The organism is Streptomyces sp. NPDC004667, assembly GCF_040609475.1.
In the GTDB taxonomy this organism is placed as follows: Bacteria; Actinomycetota; Actinomycetes; order Streptomycetales; family Streptomycetaceae; genus Streptomyces.
This window is the reverse complement of sequence record NZ_JBEXKC010000003.1, coordinates 196,107-214,869: the sequence shown is the minus strand read 5'-3', so window position 1 is coordinate 214,869 and position 18,763 is coordinate 196,107. Positions and strand designations below refer to the sequence as shown.

The window sequence follows — 18,763 nt, the reverse complement described above, 5'->3', positions numbered from 1 at the left end:
CACAGGCGGCGCCCGGAGTGCGCGAGCCTGCCGCGGGCAAGAGCACGGGCACGACCACAAACGACACCGCGGGCACGACCGCGGGCACGACCACGGGCAGGTCGGAAGTCGCGACCGAAAGCGTGGCCGAAAGCGCGGCCGCGGGTGCGGCCGAAGGCGTGGGCCGGGGGATGCCGGGGGAGCCGATGCCGGCTCCGGTGAACGTGTGATCATATGACTTGATTGGGTGGGTAATGCCGTAAAGAGGGCGGTATGCGGGCTAGCGTGCCCGTATGCATGATGAGTACCGGCCGCCGCCGCGCCGTTCCCGGCTGACCCGCCGGGGCCGCCTGGCGCTCTTCCTCGGCATGCTGCTCGGGCTCGGGGCGGCCGTCCTGATCCCGCTGCTGCCGCGCGAGGAACCGCCCGAGAAGCCGCGCCGGTTGCTGATCCCCGAAGGCTGGCGGGCCCCGCAGGTCTACGCAGCCATCGACCATGAGCTCCGGCTCCCGGCCGGCGCCACGAAGAAGGCCGTCGCCACGACCGCACTGGCCCTGCCGGCGGAGGCCAAGGGCAACCCGGAGGGCTACCTCTTCCCGGCCACGTACCCGGTGACCTCGAAGTCCACCCCGACCGCGCTGCTCGCGCACATGGTGGAGACGGCGAACCGGAACCTCGCCACGAAGGCCGTCGCCGACGGTGGCAAGGCGCACGGGATGACCCCGTACCAGACGGCCACCCTCGCCAGCATCATCGAGGCGGAGGTCCAGACCCCGGCGGACATGGGCAAGGTCGCGCGCGTCGTGCACAACCGGCTGGCGAAGTCGATGCCGCTCCAGATGGACTCCACCCTCAACTACGCGCTCAACCGCAGCACCCTCGACACCAGGCTGAGTGACACCCGGATCGACCACCCGTTCAACACCTACGAACGCCAGGGCCTGCCCCCCACCCCGATCGACAGCCCCGGGCTGCGCGCCATGGCGGCGGCCGTCGCGCCGACCCCGGGCGACTGGCTGTTCTTCGTCACGGTGAAACCGGGCGACACCCGCTTCTCGGCCACCTACGAGGAGCACAAGAAGCACGTGGCGGAGTTCAACCGCCTCCGGGCTGCGGCGGGAGCGCCCGCGCCCCGGGCATCCTGAGCCCCCAGGGTCAGGGCCAGGGCCAGGGCCAGGGCCACGGCCGGTGCCGGTGCCCCGGCCCGGCGGACGTCCCGTGTATCCGGGCTGGTCCTCACCCGGCGCCGCCGACCCGTGGGGCGGCCGGCTCCCGGTCCAGCAGGCGACGGATCTCGCGGACGGCGGTGGCGCCCGCGCGGTTGGCGCCGATCGTCGAGGCCGACGGGCCGTAGCCGACCAGGTGGACGCGCTCGTCCCGGACGGCCCTGGTGCCCTCGACCCGGATGCCGCCGCCCGGCTCGCGCAGCCGCAGCGGGGCCAGATGGTCGACGGCGGCCCGGAAGCCGGTGGCCCAGAGGATCACGTCGGCCTCCACCCGGCTGCCGTCCGACCACGCGGCCCCGGAAGCGGTCAGGTGGTCGAAGGCGGGCCGTCGCTCCAGGACCCCGGAGGCGAGCCCCGCCCGGACGGCGTCGTTGAGGGGCAGGCCGGTCACGCTGACCACGCTCTGCGGGGGCAGCCCGCCCCGGACCCGTTCCTCCACCAGCGCCACCGCCGCCCGGCCCTCGGCCTCCCCGAACGTCCCCTCGCGGAACACGGGGGGCCGGCGCGTGACCCACGTGGTCTCCGCAGCGACCTCGGCGATCTCCAGCAGGTGCTGCACCGCCGAGGTGCCGCCGCCGACCACGATGACGCGGGCCCCGGCGAACTCCTGCGGCCCGGGGTAGTCCGCCGTGTGCAGCTGTCGGCCCCGGAACAGTTCCTGGCCCGGGTAGCGCGGCCAGAACGGCCGGTCCCAGGTGCCGGTCGCGTTGACCAGCGCCCGCGCCGACCAGGTGCCCGCCGTCGATTCGACGAGCAGCCGGCCGGCCGGCCCGTCGCCGGCGTCGCGCACCGCCTTCACGTCCACGGGCCGGCGGACGCGCAGGCCGAAGCGCTCCTCGTACGACGCGAAGTACGCGCCGATCACCTCGGACGAGGGCCGCAGCGGATCGGCGTCGACCAGCTCCATGCCGGGCAGCGCGTGCATGCCGTGGACCTTGCCGTAGGTGAGCGAGGGCCAGCGGAACTGCCAGGCGCCGCCCGGCCGCGGGGCGTGGTCCAGGACCACGTGCTCGATCCCCGCCCTGGCCAGGTGGTACGCGCCGGACAGGCCCGCCTGTCCGGCCCCGACGACCACCACGTCCACCTCTGCCGCGCCCCGCACCATTTCGTTCACGGTTCTACTAACTCGGGGCGGCCCGCCGCTCTTCCCCTCCCGCCGGCCCGGCAGCGAAGCCCCCGTGCGGCGGCGGGGGAACGTCGCCGCACGGGGGCTTCGCATCAGGTCACGCGCGGTGCGCCGCCGTGCCGTTCGGGGTGTGCCGGAGGTCAGGCGGAATCCGCTATCCAGGCGGCCAGTTGCTCCGGTGTCGTGGACGGGTCCGCCACCAGGGTGGCGAGTTCGTCCTCCCGGAAGGTGGCCGTGGTGACGGCCGGGCAGCGGTGGCAGGCGGCCACCCCCGACTGCTGCCACCACTGGCACCGCGTACGCAGGTGGCACCGCGGGACGGCACGGGTGTCCGCCGTGGCCGAGGGCAGGGTCAGGACCCGCTCCACCAGGGAGCAGTCGTCGCCCCGCCGGTTGGCGCAGGCGGAGACGCAGTGCGAGGCGAAGCGCAGGACCCGGGTCGGCTCGATCCCCTCGGGGAGGGTGCCGAGAACCTCGGACGCCGGGACCGGATCGGCGAGGTAGACCACCCGGCCGTCGGCCGCCGAACGCACGCCGAGGACCACGGACTCGGGGGCCCGGGCCTCGCCGCTCGGGCACCAGGTCGCCGGTGCCGCCGGTGCCGTCGCCGTCTGCTCGCTACCCACGGTGCTCACCCGGCCCGTCAGCCGTCGACGGCGTCGCTCGACGCCAGGACCTCGCGGCCGACGGGGTCGCCGAGGGTTCCTTGGAGCCCGAGGGCCTGCTCGTGCTCCACCGCCCGCGCGAGGTTCTGGTGCAGCTGCTCCACCGAGGTGATGCGCGCGCCGCCCGGAGCCGCGTTCGCCGTGCCGACCGCGGTCATCGCGATCCCCGCCGCCATCACGACCGCGGCGCCGCCGGCCGCCAGTTTGTTCCGGTTCATGTCCATGGAGCCCTCTCCTGGTCCGGGCGGCGCGCTCTCCCGCCGCCGAGGGCCCGAGCGTAGGAGCGGCGGGCGGGCCGAGGGGGCAGTTCCCGGGGGCAGTTCAGGCCGTTTTTCGACCCCCGCTGCGGGGTCCGGAAGGGCGGGCGAGGGGCTCAGTCGGACGTGCGGGAGAACAGCCACGCGTGGGCCTTCTCCGCGCTGAACTCCCGCTGCCCGCCCGCGAAGAGCAGGCCCGCGCCGGCGAAGGCCGGATCGCCGGCGGTGTCCGGAACGTAGGGGATCGCCAGGCAGGCCATGCCGGCGGCGTGCGCGGCCAGGGCGCCCGGCGCCGCGTCCTCCACGACCACGCAGTCGGCCGGCGCGGCGCCGAGCCGGCGGGCCGCCTCCAGGAACACGTCCGGGGCGGGCTTGCCCCGCGCGACCTCCTCGGCCGAGACCACCGTGGTCAGCAGCGCGTCCAGCCCGGTGCCCGCCAGTACCGCGTCGATCGCCTCGCGCGAGGAGCCGGAGGCCACCGCCATCGGTACGCCCCGCGCGTGCAGCAGCTCCACGAACCTGCGCATCTGCGGGAAGGCCTCGGTGCGGGCGCGGGCCAGCTCCAGGTAGGCGGCGTTCTGCTCCGCGAGCAGCTGCTCCACCGGGGCGTCGAGCCCGTGGCGCTCCTTGAGGATCTCCAGTGTCTCCAGGGTGCCGATGCCGATGAAGCGGGCGTGCTGCTCCCAGGTGAAATCGGGGACCCCGTGACGCTCCAGGGTGAGGCGGCCCGACTCGTAGTAGTTCGGCTCGCTGTCCACGAGGGTGCCATCGAGATCGAATATGACGGAGATCATGCGCTCTGCCCGTCCTGTCCGTCGGGTGCCTGTCCACGCCATCCTGTCAGGGTTTGCGGACCGCTCGTCCCGCCGCCTCCCGGCCCACGGACTCGACCAGCGGAAGCAGCCGGTGGGCCACCCGCTCGCGCAGGGCCACCTCGGTACGGGTGCGGACCACCCCCGGCAGCCGGATCAGCCGCTGGATCACGTCCTCCAGATGGGCGTTGTCCCGGGCCGCCACGCGGGTCAGCAGGTCCCCGCCGCCGGTGATCGAGAAGGCCTCGATGATCTCCGGGACGGCGGCGAGCGCGTCGCCGACCTCGTCCAGGTGCCCCTGGGTGACCTCGATGTGCACGAAGGCCAGGACGGGATGGCCCAGTGCGGCGGGCGAGAGCACGGGGCCCGTTCCGGTGATCACCCCGGTCCGCTCCAGCCGGTCCAGCCGGGCCTGGAGGGTGCCGCGGGCCACCCCGAGGATCCGGGCGTACTCGCGGACGCTGGTGCGCGGCTGCTCGATCAGCAGGCGCAGGATCAGGGTGTCGAGTTCGTCCACCGCCATGGCAGAAATGTACCAATGGCCCGGGATCACCCCTTTCCGGCGCGACCGTGCCCCAGGACGTCGCCCCGCTTCGGCGGCCACGGCAGGAACCCGCTCGTCCGGGCCCGGTACGCGGCATAGCCCGGCCGGTCGGCCATGTGCCGCTCCAGCAGCCGCTTCCCGCTCCCCGCGATCAGCAGGTACGACATCACCAGCGGGGACACGACGGACACCGCGGCCGCCTGCGGAGACCCGCACGCGATCAGGAAGAGACCCCACCAGACGCAGAAGTCGCCGAAGTAGTTCGGATGCCGGGTCCACGACCACAGCCCCCGGTCCATGATCCCGCCCCGGTTCGCGGGATCCGCGGTGAACCGGGCCAGCTGGTGGTCGCCCACCGCCTCGAAGACGATCCCGCACGACCACAGCGCGCTCCCCGCCACCGCGAGGCCGACCGCGTCGCCGCCCGCGCCCCACCCGTGGTCGACGTACGCACCCGCCTGCACCGGCAGCGACACCAGCCACACCAGCGCCGCCTGAAGCAGGTACACCATCCGGAGCGCGTACAGGTTCCGGCTCCCCGGGGCCCGCGCCAGCATCCGCTCGTACCGGGGGTCCTCCCCGCGCCCCCGTCCCCGCCACGCGATGTGCCCGGCCAGCCGCAGCCCCCACACCACCGTGAGCACGGTCAGCAGCAGTCCGCGCCCGCCGCCCCCGCCCGACATCCCGTACGTGGCCACCGCGACGGCCGCGAAGCCCAGGCCCCAGGCCACGTCCACCACCCGGTGGGTGCCCCTGCGCACCCCCACCGCGAACGCGAGGAGCATGACGGCCAGGGCCACGCCCGCCGCCACGGCCAGGTTGACCCCGAAGGGACCCCAGTTCACCGTCCGCCGCCTTCGCCGCCCGTGAGCAGGAACTGGTGGACGTCCAGGTACCCGGAGGCGAACCCGGCCTCGCAGTAGGCGAGGTAGAAGGTCCACATCCGCCGGAACCGCTCGTCGAAGCCGAGCTCCGCCACCCGATCGGACCGCTCCGCGAACCGTTCCCGCCACAGCCGCAGGGTCTGCGCGTAGTGGGCCCCGTAGCCCTCGCAACGCACGACCCGCAGCCCGGTGTGCTCCCGCGCCATCTCCTCCACCGCCCGCACCGAGGGCAGCAGCCCGCCGGGGAAGATGTACTTCTGGATCCAGGTGTACGTGTCCTTCGTGGCCAGCATCCGTTCGTGCGGCATGGTGATCGCCTGGAGCGCCACCCGCCCGCCCGGCTCCAGCAGCCGGTCCAGCGCGCGGAAGTACACCGGCCAGTACTCGGCGCCGACCGCCTCGATCATCTCCACACTGACGATCGCGTCGTACCAGCCGTGCGCGTCCCGGTAGTCGCACAGCCGCACCTCCACCCGGTCCGCCACACCCGCCGCCGCGATCCGCCGCAGCGCCAGCTCCCGCTGCTCCCCCGAGAGCGTCAGGGTCACCACGCGGGCCCCGCGCCGGGCCGCCCGGACCGCGAGTTCGCCCCAGCCCGTGCCGATCTCCAGCAGCCGGGTGTCCGGGCCCACACCGGCCAGGTCCAGCAGCATGTCGATCTTCCGGTGCTGGGCGGCGGGGAGCTCGGCCACCGTGGCGGGCAGGGCGCGGAACACCGCCGAGGAGTACGTCATCGTGGGGTCGAGGAACTGGGCGAACAGCTCGTTGGACAGGTCGTAGTGCCACTCGACGTTGGTACGGGAACCGGCCCGCGTGTTGCGCCGCTCCACCGGCTGCCGGGCCGCCCACAGCCCCCGCAGCCGCTGGAGCGGCGCCGGGACCAGCGCGGAGACGTGCCCCGCCAGGACGGTCAGCACCGCCACCGGATCGCGGGCGTCCCACTCCCCGGCGACGTACGACTCGCCGAACCCGATCAGCCCCTCCGCGGTGATCCGACGCTCGAAGGCGGCCGGGTCGTGGACCGCCATCGCCGGGCCACCCTGCCCCAGGCGTCCCTCGGGGCCCATGTTCACCTGGAGCGGGAGCCGGTCCAGCGCCCGGCGGATGATCAGCCGGCCCACGGCCGCCCTCGTCCGGGAACAGGGCGGCACGTCCGGAAGCGTCGTCAGTGTCACTTCACACCCTCCTGGGGTACGTGGCGGGGCCGCGGCAGCACGGGCAGCCCGCGCAGCCACAGCCGGACGCCGTGGAATCGGATGCCCACCGCCACCGCGGCCGTGGGCCAGGGGCGGCGCACCAGGGCGCGCAGCAGGCCGCGCGCACCCGCGCGGCGGCGCCGGCCGCGCACGGTCGCCGTCAGCCGGGTGCCGTCGGCCCCGCCCGCCAGCCGGACGGTCAGGTCGAGGCGTTCACCCGGCTCGGGCAGCCGCATCCGGTAGTCCCCGTCCACCTCCAGGAAGGGGGAGACGTGGAACTCCTTGGGGACGCGGGCCTCCCGGGCGGCCTCCGGGCCGAGGAGGTAGCAGTGCCGCTCCCCGTACGTGTTGTGCACCTCGGCGACGATCTGCCGCAGCGCCCCGTCCGGGCCGTGGCACCAGTACACCGAGAGCGGGTTGAAGACGTACCCGAACACCCGGGCGTGGGCCAGCATCAGCACCCTCGACCCCGGCGGCAGAGCGGCCCCGCGCGCCGCGAGGAAGCCGTCCAGGCCGGCCCGGATCGAGGGGAGGCCGCCGCCGAAGTGGTCCCGCGCGTCGAACCGGGCCAGCCCCCGCAGCGGCGGGGGCAGCACGGGCAGCGCGTCCAGGTCCACGAGCCACAGGAAGGTGCGGTGGCGCAGGGCGTAACGGTGCCCGCCGGTGCGCACGTGCCGGATGTCGGCCTCGTACAGCGCGCCGCCCGCCGCCCGGGGCGCGCGCGGCCCGCCGCTCACCAGTCCACCCCCAGCGCGGCGGCGGCCGCCACGCCCGAACGGCAGCCGTCCTCGTGGAAGCCCCAGCCGTGGTAGGCCCCCGCGAAGGCCGTCACCGGCCCCGACAGCTCGGGCAGCCGCCGCTGCGCCGCCACCGAATCCGGCGTGTACAGCGGGTGTTCGTAGTCCATCTCCGCCACCACCCGCTCCGGCCGCACCCGCCCGGTCCCGGCGTTCAGCGTGACCACGTACGGTTCCGGAGCCGCCAGCCCCTGGAGCCGGTCCATGTCGTAGCTGACCTGCACCGGAACCTCCCCGGCCGGCCGGCACCCGGACAGCCGGTAGTTCCAGCAGCCCCGCGCCCCCGCCGCGCGCGGCAGCACGGAGTCGTCGGTGTGCAGCACCGTGCGGTTGCGGGAATAGCGGAAGGCCCCGAGCACCGCCAGCTCGGCGTCGGTGGGATCGGCCAGCATGCGCAGCGCCTGGTCGGCGTGGACGGCGACCACCACCGAGTCGTACGCGGCCGACGCCCCGTCGGCGGTGGTGAGCCAGACCCCGCCCGGGGTGCGGGCCAGGGACCGCACCCGGACGCCGCTGCGGACCGCGCCCGGACCCAGCGCCTCGCGGACCCGCTCCACGTACCGCGCCGAACCGCCCTCGACCGTACGCCAGCGCGGCGAGCCGCCGACCGACAGCATGCCGTGGTGGGAGAGGAACCGGAACAGGTAGCGGGCCGGATGCGCGAGCGCCCCGCCCGGCGGGCAGGACCACACCGAGGCCACCAGCGGGATCGCGAAGTGCCCGGTGAAGTACGCCCCGAAGCCGCCCCGCTCCAGGAACTCGCCCAGGGTCGGCTCCGGTCCGGCCCCGGGCGGCGTGGCCAGCAGCCGCCGGGCCCGCCGGTGGAAGACCGGCACCTGGGCGAGCATCCGCAGGTAGGCGGGCCGCAGCGCGCTCCCGGGCCGGGCGAACAACCCCCTCGGCCCGCGCGCCCCCGCGTACTCCAGCCCACAGCCCTCGCAGTGCACCGAAAGGCTCATGGTCGTGGGGCGGGTGGCCACCCCCAGCTCCCCGAAGAGCCGCAGCAGGTGCGGGTAGGTGCGGTCGTTGTGGACGATGAAACCGGAATCGACACCCCGGACCAGGCCGTCGGGGCCCTTCACCGCATGGGTGTGGGCATGCCCGCCCAGCCGGTCGTCCGCCTCGTACAGGGTCACCGCATGGCTCCTGGCCAGCACGTACGCCGCCGTCAGCCCGGACACGCCCCCGCCGATCACGGCCGTGCGCGGTCGTCCTCGCTCGGTCATCTCGCTCCCTCCTTCACGCTCACTTCGGAGCCGGAGGGGGTGTCGGATGTGTCGTGGGGCGAAACCGTACGGGGGAAGGCAGGCTGGGTCCCGTACACGCCGCCCGCCGGGGCGCCGAAACGTCACCGACGCGTCACCGTGAGGCGTCACGGTGAGGCGTCACCGTCCGGGAGGGCCCCGCCGGGTCCGGGCCCCGCCGCATCCGAAAGCGCCGGTCCCCCCGAATCCCCTACGGGCCCGTGAGGGGCCCGGGGGCGGCCGACGGCGGGGGAACGACGAGCGGAGACAGCCCATGACCGGCCCGCACTGCCTGGTCACCGGGGCCACCGGCTACATCGGCGGCCGCCTGGTGCCCGAACTCCTCGACACCGGACACCGCGTCCGCTGCCTGGCCCGCTCCCCGGAGCGGCTGCGCGACCACCCCTGGGCGGGCCGCGCCGAAGTGGTGCGCGGGGACGTCACCGACCCCGCCTCGCTGGCGGCGGCCCTGCGCGGCATCGACGTCGCCTACTACCTCGTCCACGCCCTCGGCACCGGCCACGGCTTCGAGGACCGCGACCGCGCCGCCGCCCGGACCTTCGCCGAAGAGGCCCGCGCGGCCGGAGTCCGCCGGATCGTCTACCTCGGCGGCCTCGTCCCCGCGGACGTCCCCCGCGAAGCGCTCTCCCCGCACCTGCGCTCGCGCGCCGAGGTCGGTGAGATCCTCCTCGCCTCCGGGGTGCCCACCACCGTCCTGCGCGCCGCCGTCATCATCGGCTCGGGCTCCGCGTCCTTCGAGATGCTGCGCTACCTCACCGAGCGGCTGCCCGTCATGGTCACCCCCAGCTGGGTCGGCACCCGCATCCAGCCCATCGCCGTCCGCGACGTCCTGCGCTACCTCGTCGGTAGCGCCGCCATGCCCCCCGAGGTCAGCCGCTCCTTCGACATCGGCGGACCGGACGTGGTCACGTACGAGGAGATGATGCGCCGCTACGCCGCCGTGGCGCGGCTGCCCCGACGGCTCATCGTGCGCGTCCCCATGCTCACGCCGCGGCTCTCCAGCCACTGGATCGGCCTCGTCACCCCCGTCCCGCGCGCGCTCGCCCGGCCGCTCGCCGAATCCCTGCGCCACGAGGTGGTCTGCGACGAGCACGACATCGCCGCGTACGTTCCCGACCCGCCCGGCTCCCCGATCGGCTTCGACCGGGCCCTCGCGCTGGCCCTCCAACGGGTGCGCGAGGCCAAGGTCACCACCCGCTGGTCCTCCGCCTCCCTGCCCGGCGCGCCCAGCGACCCGCTGCCCACCGACCCCGACTGGGCGGGCGGCAGCCTCTACACCGACGAGCGGGAACTGCCCGTCGACGCCCCGCCGGACGCGCTGTGGCGGGTGGTGGAGGGCATCGGCGGGGAGAACGGCTGGTACTCCTTCCCCCTGGCCTGGGCCGTACGGGGCTGGCTGGACCGGCTCGTCGGAGGGGTCGGCATCCGGCGCGGGCGCCGCGACGCCGCCCGGCTGCGGGTGGGCGACTCCCTCGACTTCTGGCGGGTCGAGGAGATCGAAGCGGGCCGCCTGCTGCGCCTGCGCGCCGAGATGCGGCTGCCGGGGCTGGCCTGGCTGGAGCTGTACGCCGACCCCCGCGCGCCCGGCTCCGCCGCGGACCCCGACCCCCGCGCGCCCGGCTCCGCCGCGGACCCCGACCCGCGCGGCGCGTCCGGTACCGCCCCGGACCCCGGCCCGCCGCGCGCCCGGTACCGGCAGCGGGCCCTGTTCCACCCGCACGGGCTGCTCGGACACCTGTACTGGTGGAGCGTGTCCCCCTTCCACGCCGTCGTCTTCGGCGGCATGGCCCGCAACATCGCCGGCGCCGCCGAACGGGCCGCTTCGGAATCGGGGCCCGCGCCGTCCCCCGCCCCCGGGTCCACTCCGCCCCCCGCCGCCGCATCCGGAACGGGCCCCCGCGCCGAAGAACCCCCGACAACCGACGCCCACAGCCCTGACGCGGAGCCGAGCGCATGAACACCGCCGTGGTCCTGTACACCTCCGACCTGCGCCTGCACGACCATCCACCCCTGCGGGCGGCCCTCTCCTCCGGCGACCGGGTCGTCCCGCTCTTCGTCCGCGACCGCGCCATCGAGGACTCCGCCTTCGCCGCGCCCAACCGGCTCGCCTTCCTCGCGGACTGCCTCGCCGACCTCGACGCCGCCCTGCGCGAGCGCGGAGGCCGCCTCCTGCTGCGCTCCGGGGACGTCGTCGCCGAGGTCTGCGCCCTGGTCCAGGAGGCCGACGCCGACGAGGTGCACATGGCCGCCGGGGTCAGCGGCTACGCCCACGCCCGCGAGGAACGCCTGCGCGAGGCCCTCGAAGCCCAGGGCCGACGGCTCTACGTCCACGACACCGTGGTCACCGCGGTGGCCCCGGGGGCGGTGCTGCCCTCCGGCTCCGGAGCCGACCACTTCGCCGTCTTCACGCCCTACCTGCGCCGCTGGACGGAACTGCCCCTCAGGCAGGCGGAGCCCGCGCCCCGCACCGTACGGGTCCCCGAAGACCTCGGCTCCGAGCCGCTGCCCCGCCGCTCCGCCGTCACCGGCACCTCCCCGGGCCTCGCCCGCGGCGGCGAGACCGAGGCCCGCCGGCTGCTGACCAACTGGCTGCGCTCGGGCATCACCCGCTACGAGGACACCCACGACGACCTCGCCGGAGACGCCACCTCGAAGCTCTCTCCCCACCTGCACTTCGGCACCCTCTCGCCCACCGAGGCCGTCCACCGCGCCCGCGCCGCCGGCGGCCCCGGAGCCGAGGCCTTCGTCCGCCAGCTGTGCTGGCGCGACTTCCACCACCAGGTCCTCGCCGCCCGCCCCGAGACCGCGGCCGAGGACTACCGGGCCCGCCAGGACCGCTGGCGCACCGGCCCCGACGCGGAGGAGGAGCTCCAGGCCTGGAAGGACGGCCGCACCGGCTACCCGGTCGTGGACGCGGCCATGCGCCAGCTGCGCCACGAGGGCTGGATGCACAACCGGGGCCGCCTGCTGGCCGCCAGCTTCCTCGCCAAGACCCTCTACGTGGACTGGCGCACCGGCGCCCGCCACTTCATGGACCTCCTCGTCGACGGGGACGTGGCCAACAACCAGCTCAACTGGCAGTGGGTGGCCGGCACCGGCACCGACACCCGCCCCAACCGGGTCCTCAACCCCGTCCGGCAGGGCCTGCGCTACGACCCCGAGGGCCGCTACGTCCACCGCTGGGTGCCCGAACTCGCCGACCTGCCCGCGCCCCGCGTCCACGAGCCCTGGCGGCTGCCCGGCCTGGAACGGGCCCGCTTCGACTACCCGGACCCCGTCGTGGACCTCGCCGACGGCCTCGGCCGCTTCCGCGAGGGGCGGCCCGGCACCGTATCGTGAGCCGGGTGGACCCCGTGCCGGCCCCCGTGCCGCCGCCCCCCGAACCCGCCCTGAGCACGGGCGCCGTCGCCCGCCGCCTGGGGGTTTCGCCGACCACCCTGCGTTCCTGGGAACGCCGCTACGCCATCGGCCCGGCCCGCCGCGAGGACGGCCGGCACCGCCGCTGGACCCCCGAGGACATCGCCCGCCTCGACGAGATGTGCCGGCTCACCGCGCGGGGCGTGCCCCCGTCCGAGGCGGCGCGGGCCGCGCTCGGCGAAGCACCCGCCGCCCGCGCGGGGGAGGGGGCGGCTGCCGTGACGCCGGGCGGGCCCGGGGCCCTCCCCCTCGGGGAGGTGCGGCCGGAGGCCAGGGGGCTCGCGCGGGCCGCCGTACGCCTGGACGCGCCGGCGGTGGCGGACCTGCTGGACGCCGCCGTCGCGGAACACGGCCCGGTCACCGCGTGGGAGGAGATCATCGCGCCGACCCTGCACGCCGTGGGCCGCAAATGGGCCTCGGCGGGGGAGCGCTACATCGAGGTGGAGCACCTGCTGTCCTGGCACGTCTCCGCCGCCCTGCACCGGGTGCGTCCCGCCCCCGAGCGGTCGCACACGCCCCCGGTGCTCCTCGCCTGCGCGCCCGGGGAACTGCACAGCCTGCCGATCGAGGCACTGGCCGCCGCGCTCGGGGAACTGGGCGTGCCGGTACGGATGTTCGGCCCGGCCCTGCCCGCCGAGGCGTTGCGGGACGCGGTACGGCGTACGGGGCCCTGTGCGGCCGTGCTCTGGTCGCAGTCCCGTACGACGGCGGACCGGGCCCTGGTCCGTTCGGTGGCCGACATCGCGTGGGGGCCGCCGGGGGCGCGCGGCCAGTCGGCGCTGCTGCTGGCCGGACCCGGCTGGGACGGGCCGCATCCGCAACCGCGCACCGAGCGGCTGTTCGGGCTGCGGTCGGGCGTCGCCGTCATCGCTGCGCTGGCAGCCGGGCCGGGACCGGGGCAGGGGGCCGGTCGGGGTCCAGTGCCCGCCGCAGGACGCGCAGCGCCCGCCGCATGTGGCTCTTGACGGTGCCCAGCGGGAGGCCGGTGCGGGCGGCGATCTGGCTCTGGCTGAGGTCGGCGTAGAACGCCAGCCACAGCACGTGCCGTTGCGCCGACGGCAGCCGGGCCAGCTCCCCGGTCACCAGCAGCCGGTCCAGGGCCTGTTCCGGGCCGGGCCATCCGGCCGAGCCGTGGGTGCCGGGGTGCGGGCCGAGCGGGTGCGGGCCGCCGGCGAGGGCGACGGCGGCGGCCGCCACCGCACGGGCCCGCCGGGCGCGGGCCTCCAGCGCGTCGGCCACCTTGTGCCGGGTGATCCCGGTGAGCCAGGCGCCGAGCCCGCCCGGACCGGGCCGGTAGCCGTCACGGCCGCGCCAGGCGGCGAGGAACACCTGCTGGGTCACGTCCTCGGCCTCGCGGTCGTCGCCCAGGGAACGCCGGGCGAGGGAGTGCACCAGGGGCCGCCAGCGCCGGTAGACCGCCTCCACGGCGCCCTCGTCCCCCGCCGCGAACCCGGCGGAGAGGGCGGTGTCCCGGTCGGTGGTGCGGGGAGGGTCGTCCATGACACGAGCGTCGCCACCGCCGGGGGCGGAGGAAAGTTGCAGCGTTTTCGCAGCGAATGACCGGAGGGGGAGTGCCCGCCGGGCTGCCGGGTGCCCGCCGGGCTACCGGGTGTGCAGCAGCGGCAACAGGGTCCGGTGCACCACCGTCACCCCCGCCACCACCACCGCCGCCGGGAGCAGCACCTCGCCCACGCTCCACCCGGCCCGGACCAGCAGCGCCCCCGTCAGGCCGCCCGTGAACATGGCCAGCACCGCCAGTCCCCGCCGCGCCCAGGCTCCGCTCCCGTAGCCGAAGGCACTGTCGCGCCCGAGCGCCGAGCCGGCCAGCAGGCCGGTCATGGACCGGGTGACCAGCGTGGTCGGCACACCGGGCACGTTCACCCGCATGCTCGTCACGTTGCGGATGCCCATGGCCATCGACAGCAGCGCCGCCTCCACCAGGTGCGGCGTCCCCGGGTCGCCGAACCGCGGGGTCACCCGCCACCCGCCGACGGCCGCGGCGAGGATCAACGCCGTCTCGGCGTACAGACCCAGGCACATCCAGCGCCAGCCCCGGCCCTCCGCGGCCGACTCCATCCGGGCCCCGCACACCGCACCCAGCGCGAAGGCCACCAGTGAGACGGCGGCCGGCAGCGAGGGCAGGTTCCCCTGATGGGCCGCCCCGAAGGCCAGGAAGAGGACGTTGCCGGTCTGCATCGCCGTGAACACCGGCCCCAGGGCGAGCAGGCTCACCGCCTCGATCAGGCCGGTGACCGCGGTCAGGGCGAGCATGAGCGCCGTCAGGGAAGGCCGCAGCGCCCGCGCGTCCACCCCTCAGCCCCCGGCCCGTGCGGCACGCGGGAGGGGGCTGAGGGTGTTCACGTCCATGACGCCCGACACTGACACGGCCCCCGGTCCGGCGGAAGGCGACATGCGGGAGCGGACGGGGAAGTTCGACCGGCCCCGGGCGGGCGGCCCGGCCCCTGCCCGCCGGGCCGTGAGCCTGTGACGGAGCCGGAGATCGAGCTAGGGTCCGGAGCATGAGTGATCTTCTGCTGGTGCGCCACGGGGAGACGGCCTGGAGCGCGAACGGGCGGCACACGGGCCTCACCGACGTGCCGCTGACCGCGCGCGGGGTGGAGGAGGCCATCTCGCTGGCCCCCTTCTTCCACGACCGGAAACCCGCCCTGGTGCTGACCAGCCCGCTGAGCCGGGCCGTGGCCACCGCCCATCTCGCCGGACTCCCCGACGGGGTCCCCGACCCGGACCTCCACGAATGGGACTACGGGGGCTACGAGGGCGTCACCACCGTCGAGATCCAACGGACCGTGCCCCACTGGTCGTTGTGGACCGACGGGGTCCCGCAGGGCGACGCCGAGCACCCCGGGGAGAGCGCCGCCCAGGTAGGCGCCCGCGCGGACCGCGTGCTGGCGCGGGCCGCCGCGACGCTGCGCGAGGACCGGGGCGACGTGGTGCTCGTCGCCCACGGACACTTCCTGCGCGTCCTGACCGCCCGCTACCTCGGCCTGCCCCCCGAGGACGGCCGGCTCTTCCTGCTGCGCACCGGCACGGTCAGCGTGCTGTCCACGGAACACGGACTTCCGGTCGTGGCCGGGTGGAACACCCGCCCCTGAACCGCGGCACCGCACGCCCCCGGCCGGGCCCGTCCGCCTCGCGCGGCCGGGCCGGGTGCGTGACGATGCGTACATGGACGACGGCGACCACGGCGCACCGGGCAGCACCCTCCCCGACGCCGACGCGAGCCTGAAGGCCAACGCCATCGGCTTCCTCGACGCCCTCGTCATCGGTCTGAACTCCACCTCGCCGGCCTACTCCCTGGCCGCCGTCATCGGACCGATCGTGGCTCTCGTCGGCGTCTACGCGCCGGGCGTGATGCTCGCGTCCTTCGTCCCCATGCTGCTGATCGCCGCCGCCTTCTACTACCTCAACAAGGTCGACCAGGACTGCGGCACCACCTTCTCCTGGGTGACCCGCGCCATGGGCCCCTGGGCGGGCTGGCTCGGCGGCTGGGCCATCACCATGACCGGCGTACTCGTCATCGGCTCCCTCGCGGACGTCGCCGTCCACTTCGGCCTGCTCGCCGCCGGGCTCGACGGCCTGGCCGCCAACCAGCTGGTCCGGCAGGGCCTGAGCGTCCTGGTGATCCTCGCGATGACCGCCGTCTGCGTCATCGGCACCGAGATGTCCGCCCGGCTCCAGGACGTCCTGATCCTCGCCCAGGTCTTCTTCCTGCTCGCGTTCGCCGTGGTCGCCCTCTACCGCGTCTACGCCGGCACCAGCACCCTCGGAGGCATCCCGCCCTCCCTGAGCTGGCTCAACCCCTTCGGCGCCGGCGGCGCCGCGCTCACCGGGGGACTGCTGCTCGGCGTCTTCATCTACTGGGGCTGGGAGTCGGCCGTTAACCTCACCGAGGAGGTCGAGGACTCCGCCACCGCGCCCGGCAAGGCGGGCATCTGGTCCACCATCGTCCTCCTGGTGACCTACCTGTCCGTCGGCTACGCCGTCGTCGCCTACGCCGGTACGCAGTTCCTCGCCGAGAACGCCGGCGAGGAAGAGGCCCTCTTCGCCGTCCTCGCGCACGAGGTGATGGGCGGCTGGGACTGGATGGTGCTCCTCGCCGTCTGCACCTCCGCCCTCGCCTCCACCCAGACGACGATCATCCCCGCCTCCCGGACCGCCCTGTCGATGGCCCGCCGGCACGCCCTGCCGCACCACCTCGCGCACATCCACCCCCGCTTCCGCACGCCCGACGTGAGCACCTGGTGGGTCGCCGCCATCGCCATCGCCTGGTACCTGGCCGTCAACCAGATCAGCGAGAACGCCCTCCTGGACTCCCTCACCGCGCTCTCCCTGCTCATCGCCTTCTACTACGCCCTCACCGGCGTGGCCTGCGCCGTCTACTACCGCCGCCACCTGCTGGAGAGCGCGCACAACTTCCTCCTCATCGGCCTCGGCCCGCTGGTCGGCGCGGGCCTGCTGACCTGGCTGCTCGTGGAGTCCGTGGGCGACATGTCCAACCCGGCGAACTCCGCGGGCGGGATCTCCTGGTTCGGCCTCGGCCCGCCCCTCGTCATCGGCATCGGGATCGCCGTCGCCGGCTTCCTCCTCATGTGCTTCTGGCGGATCCGGGACGGCAGGTTCTGGCAGGAGCGCCGGAGCGTGGTCGACCCGGCCCTCGTACGCGGCAGGAAGTCCTGAGGAGGCCGGATGTCCGTGGTCCTGGGTTACGACGAGTCCCCCGGCGCCGAACGCGCCCTGCACGTGGCGCTGGAGGTCGCCACCGCCTTCGGGGAACCGCTGGTCCTCGTCTACGGAGCCGCCGCGCCCGGAGCCACCGGCGAGGAGTACCGGGCCCACCGCGAGGCCGTCCTCCAGGCCGGCCGCAGCGCCCTCGCGCGGGCCGTCGGGGCCGCCGACGAGGCCGGGGTCCCCTCCACCGTGGAGGTGGTCGACGACAAACCCGCCCAGGCGCTGCTGGACGCCGCCGAACGCCACGACGCCCGCGTCATCATCGTCGGCACCTGGGGCGACAGCCCGATCCGCGGCGCCCTCCTCGGCTCCACCCCGCACAAGCTGCTGCACCTCTCGCCCGTCCCGGTGCTCTGCGTGCCGACCGCGGACGAGACGTAGGGCGGGGGAGGACGGCATGGCGAAGGCGAACGGGACGGGCGGCGGGCGCGGGCTGTTCCACGGCCGGGACCGGGCGGTGATCGCGGCCGCCGCGATCTCGATGCTCCTGGTCCAGATGGACTGGTTCGCCCTCAACCTGATGCTCCCCGTCATCGGGCGCGAGTTCGACACCCCCACCACCAACCTCCAGTGGCTGGTCAGCGGTTACATGCTGACCCTGGGCGCCCTGATGGTCACCGGCGGCCGGGCTGCCGACCTCTTCGGCAGACGGCGGATCCTCGTCTGCGGGCTCACCGGCTTCGCCCTCGTCTCGGTGGTGTGCGCCGCCGCGCAGAACACGGCCTGGCTCACCGCCGGACGCTTCGTCCAGGGGTGTACCGCCGCACTGGTCCTTCCCGTGTCCGTCGCCGTGGTCACCGCGTACTTCCGGGACGAACGGCAGGGCCGCGCCGTCGGCACCGTCCTCGCCTTCAGCGCCATCGGGACCGCCCTGGGACCCTTCGTCGGCGGGGCCTTCGCCGAACACGTCAGCTGGCGCGCCGTGTTCCTGCTCAACGTGCCCTTCGCCCTCGCCGCGGCCCTGCTCCTGCTGCGCTACGTCCCCGAGACCCGGGACGAGGAGGCCGGACGCGGCCTGGACCTGCCCGGCGTGGTGACCCTCGCGGGCGGCCTGACGGCCGTGATGACCGGCGTGGACCAGGGCGCGAACTGGGGGTGGGGCTCCGCGGCGACCCTGGGCTGCTTCGTCGGCGGCGCGGTCCTGCTGACCGTGTTCGTCCTGATCGAGCGGCGCAGCCCGCAGCCCCTGCTGGACCTCGAACTCCTGCACAACGGCCCCTTCGTCGCCGTCACCCTCGCCGGATCCCTGTCCAACGTCGTGTACTGCCTCGTCGCCGTGTTCTCGGCCCTCTACCTCCAGCAGGCGCGCGGGCTCTCGCCCCTCGACTCCGGGCTGATCTTCCTGGCCCTGTCGGTCGGCGCCGGAGCCGCCAGCTACTGGTCCGGCCACCTCGCCCTGCGCGTGCGCCCCGAGCGGCTGATGGCCGCCGGGATGCTGCTGAGCGGAGTCAGCCTGTTCGTCCTGACGCTGGTGAACTCGCTCGTCGTCTACACCGCCGTGTTCGCGGTGGTCGGCGTCGGCGTCGGCCTCGGCTGGGCACTGACCAACGTGGCCACCCAGTCCTACGTCCCGCCCGGCCGCCTCGCGGCGGCCTCCGGTCTCGTGCTGACCTCCCTCGTCCTGCTGGGGGCCGTCGCGGTGGCCGTCGCCTCCACCGTCCTGGAGGTGATCAGCGGTTCCGTCGCGGGGGCCGCCTCGGACGGCTCCGCCATCGAGACCGTCCTGCGCGCGGCCGCCCTGCTGGCGGTGCTGGGCGCCGCGGGGATGGCCGCCGTCGTCCGCCGGGTTCCGGCCCCGGCCGCCGTCGCGGAGAGTCCCTAGGACCGCGACCCGGTGACCCGGCCC

General features: G+C 75.1%; 20 protein-coding genes. 9 read left to right on the top strand and 11 right to left on the bottom strand.

The features are described 5' to 3' along the window. The first annotated feature begins 272 nt into the window (after positions 1 to 272). Positions 273 to 1,124 (top strand): endolytic transglycosylase MltG, encoded by an 852-nt coding sequence (mltG, locus tag ABZW32_RS03130; protein ID WP_356210426.1) that lies wholly within the window; start codon positions 273 to 275, stop codon positions 1,122 to 1,124. Positions 1,125 to 1,215: 91 nt separating this feature from the next. On the opposite strand, the gene ABZW32_RS03125 is transcribed toward mltG, so the two are convergent. The 9 genes from ABZW32_RS03125 to ABZW32_RS03085 form a co-directional block, all read right to left on the bottom strand. Then, entirely contained in the window at positions 1,216 to 2,319 is a 1,104-nt protein-coding gene (locus ABZW32_RS03125) for an FAD-dependent oxidoreductase (protein ID WP_356210423.1), read from the bottom strand. 152 nt (positions 2,320 to 2,471) lie between these two features. Next, positions 2,472 to 2,957 carry a hypothetical protein gene (locus ABZW32_RS03120; protein ID WP_356210420.1) on the bottom strand — a complete coding sequence of 162 codons (486 nt, stop codon included), beginning with the start codon at positions 2,955 to 2,957 and terminating at the stop codon, positions 2,472 to 2,474. Between the two features lie 17 nt (positions 2,958 to 2,974). Continuing rightward, positions 2,975 to 3,220: a hypothetical protein gene (locus ABZW32_RS03115; protein ID WP_356210418.1), complete on the bottom strand. Its 246-nt coding sequence runs from the start codon at positions 3,218 to 3,220 to the stop codon at positions 2,975 to 2,977. Between the two features lie 149 nt (positions 3,221 to 3,369). Next, entirely contained in the window at positions 3,370 to 4,047 is a 678-nt protein-coding gene (locus ABZW32_RS03110) for an HAD family phosphatase (protein ID WP_356210416.1), read from the bottom strand. A 46-nt stretch (positions 4,048 to 4,093) separates the two neighbouring features. Then, entirely contained in the window at positions 4,094 to 4,588 is a 495-nt protein-coding gene (locus ABZW32_RS03105; protein WP_356210414.1) for an Lrp/AsnC family transcriptional regulator, read from the bottom strand. A gap of 26 nt (positions 4,589 to 4,614) precedes the next feature. Further along, a complete protein-coding gene (locus ABZW32_RS03100) occupies positions 4,615 to 5,394 on the bottom strand; it encodes a DUF1295 domain-containing protein (RefSeq protein WP_356210469.1) in 780 nt (259 codons plus the stop codon). Between the two features lie 56 nt (positions 5,395 to 5,450). Continuing rightward, entirely contained in the window at positions 5,451 to 6,662 is a 1,212-nt protein-coding gene (locus ABZW32_RS03095; protein WP_356210467.1) for a cyclopropane-fatty-acyl-phospholipid synthase family protein, read from the bottom strand. 2 nt (positions 6,663 to 6,664) lie between these two features. Further along, positions 6,665 to 7,426, bottom strand: a complete 762-nt coding sequence (locus ABZW32_RS03090) for a DUF1365 domain-containing protein (RefSeq protein WP_356210412.1) — start codon at positions 7,424 to 7,426, stop codon at positions 6,665 to 6,667. Beyond that, positions 7,423 to 8,712, bottom strand: coding sequence for an FAD-dependent oxidoreductase (locus ABZW32_RS03085; RefSeq protein WP_356210410.1), 1,290 nt, complete (start codon positions 8,710 to 8,712; stop codon positions 7,423 to 7,425). The genes ABZW32_RS03090 and ABZW32_RS03085 overlap by 4 nt, the downstream gene beginning before the upstream one ends. Positions 8,713 to 9,004: 292 nt before the next feature. Here ABZW32_RS03085 and ABZW32_RS03080 point away from each other — a divergent pair, with 292 nt between their 5' ends. From ABZW32_RS03080 to ABZW32_RS03070, 3 genes are read left to right on the top strand one after another with little or no spacing between them, the layout of a single operon-like run. Further along, complete coding sequence (locus tag ABZW32_RS03080; RefSeq protein WP_356210408.1) at positions 9,005 to 10,708, top strand: DUF2867 domain-containing protein; 1,704 nt, start codon at positions 9,005 to 9,007, stop codon at positions 10,706 to 10,708. Beyond that, positions 10,705 to 12,090, top strand: coding sequence for a deoxyribodipyrimidine photo-lyase (locus tag ABZW32_RS03075; protein ID WP_356210406.1), 1,386 nt, complete (start codon positions 10,705 to 10,707; stop codon positions 12,088 to 12,090). Before ABZW32_RS03080 ends, ABZW32_RS03075 begins: the two co-directional genes overlap by 4 nt. Before the next feature lie 5 nt (positions 12,091 to 12,095). After that, positions 12,096 to 13,133: a MerR family transcriptional regulator gene (locus tag ABZW32_RS03070; protein ID WP_356210404.1), complete on the top strand. Its 1,038-nt coding sequence runs from the start codon at positions 12,096 to 12,098 to the stop codon at positions 13,131 to 13,133. On the opposite strand, the gene ABZW32_RS03065 is transcribed toward ABZW32_RS03070, so the two are convergent. Together ABZW32_RS03065 and ABZW32_RS03060 are read right to left on the bottom strand one after the other, a co-directional pair. Next, positions 13,033 to 13,668 carry a sigma-70 family RNA polymerase sigma factor gene (locus ABZW32_RS03065; RefSeq protein WP_356210402.1) on the bottom strand — a complete coding sequence of 212 codons (636 nt, stop codon included), beginning with the start codon at positions 13,666 to 13,668 and terminating at the stop codon, positions 13,033 to 13,035. The genes ABZW32_RS03070 and ABZW32_RS03065 overlap by 101 nt on opposite strands. A 102-nt stretch (positions 13,669 to 13,770) precedes the next feature. Next, positions 13,771 to 14,439, bottom strand: coding sequence for a YoaK family protein (locus ABZW32_RS03060; RefSeq protein ID WP_356210400.1), 669 nt, complete (start codon positions 14,437 to 14,439; stop codon positions 13,771 to 13,773). A 94-nt stretch (positions 14,440 to 14,533) separates the two neighbouring features. On the opposite strand from ABZW32_RS03060, the gene ABZW32_RS03055 reads away from it, so the two are divergent. From ABZW32_RS03055 to ABZW32_RS03035, 5 genes are all read left to right on the top strand, one after another. Next, positions 14,534 to 14,656, top strand: coding sequence for a hypothetical protein (locus tag ABZW32_RS03055; protein WP_356210398.1), 123 nt, complete (start codon positions 14,534 to 14,536; stop codon positions 14,654 to 14,656). A 31-nt stretch (positions 14,657 to 14,687) separates the two neighbouring features. Further along, positions 14,688 to 15,281, top strand: coding sequence for a histidine phosphatase family protein (locus tag ABZW32_RS03050; RefSeq protein WP_356210396.1), 594 nt, complete (start codon positions 14,688 to 14,690; stop codon positions 15,279 to 15,281). A 73-nt stretch (positions 15,282 to 15,354) separates the two neighbouring features. Then, positions 15,355 to 16,866 (top strand): APC family permease, encoded by a 1,512-nt coding sequence (locus ABZW32_RS03045; RefSeq protein WP_356210394.1) that lies wholly within the window; start codon positions 15,355 to 15,357, stop codon positions 16,864 to 16,866. 9 nt (positions 16,867 to 16,875) lie between these two features. Then, positions 16,876 to 17,298: a universal stress protein gene (locus ABZW32_RS03040; RefSeq protein WP_356210392.1), complete on the top strand. Its 423-nt coding sequence runs from the start codon at positions 16,876 to 16,878 to the stop codon at positions 17,296 to 17,298. A 16-nt stretch (positions 17,299 to 17,314) separates the two neighbouring features. Then, a complete protein-coding gene (locus tag ABZW32_RS03035; RefSeq protein ID WP_356210389.1) occupies positions 17,315 to 18,739 on the top strand; it encodes an MFS transporter in 1,425 nt (474 codons plus the stop codon). The last annotated feature ends 24 nt before the right edge of the window (positions 18,740 to 18,763 follow it).